General features: G+C 54.4%; 1 protein-coding gene. It reads right to left on the minus strand.

Annotated elements, in window-relative coordinates:
• Window positions 1-230: 230 nt before the first annotated feature.
• Window positions 231-900 (minus strand): phage major capsid protein (locus QP381_RS08430; RefSeq protein WP_285068465.1); only part of this gene is annotated, 670 nt, incomplete at its 5' end.

Genomic DNA, 900 nt, shown 5'->3' on the forward strand with positions numbered 1-900 from the left:
CTGTTAGAGAAATCCCCACTTTTACCCTTGATATAAGCGAGTACGAGGTTTTCAGCAAGCTGTATCGCATCACTAATATGATCCACATTCCGTATTACCTGGTGTACGAGGTTCCGGGTTTCCTCATCTAGGATTGTTCGCACTAATAATCACGACTCCAAAAAGAAAGAGAGTGGGGGAGGGTGTGGGTTTGCCACCCCAATAAGACAAACCCACACCCAGTATTAATGTCAGGCCGCCGTACCTGGTGCTTTATGGGTAATAACGAGAACACCGTTATCATCCCTGCGTGCGGCCGCGTACTTGGAATGGAACCACACCCGGTTCAGGCGTTTACCTGGCACCCTTTCGGTTTCAATGGTGGGCCGCTGCTTGTACTTCAGAGCGAGCGCGCCCGGCTTTACCAGAAGGGCGGTGTTTTCCGGGATGGAATTCACTACCTGTACTGGGACTCCTGCGAGTACACCAATCTGCCCGGTAAGAAGCGGGGTGGTCGCGCCCAGCTTAGAAGCGTTAATGAACTGGTCATCCTTCATTAGAGCAGCCTGCGCCTCAGACCGGATAATCAGGGACGTGTACCGGGTGGGGTCCCACTGGTCGCCTAGGGAGGCGATAGCATCAACGAACAGGCCCCAAGAAAAACCGGTGGCCTTCTGATCGTCGTACTTCTTCGCCTCAGACTTTTCTAGGCCTGCCTGCCTGTCAGCCGGCACAACGTCAATAGCGGCCTTGATCAGGTCAGCGTCTACCTTTTCCGCGTAACGGATACCAAGCTGCCTTGTGCCTTCGGCCTGGATATCTCCGAGGCCGATTAGGCGTGCGTCATCGGTGAACTGGTAGCCAGAACCAACGCCCTTGATCTTAGCGCGGGTCTTGGTCTGGGAGAGCTTACCGAGCTGG

Origin of the sequence: Pauljensenia sp. UMB6358 (genome assembly GCF_030216865.1) — a bacterium.
In the GTDB taxonomy this organism is placed as follows: Bacteria; Actinomycetota; Actinomycetes; order Actinomycetales; family Actinomycetaceae; genus Pauljensenia; species Pauljensenia turicensis_A.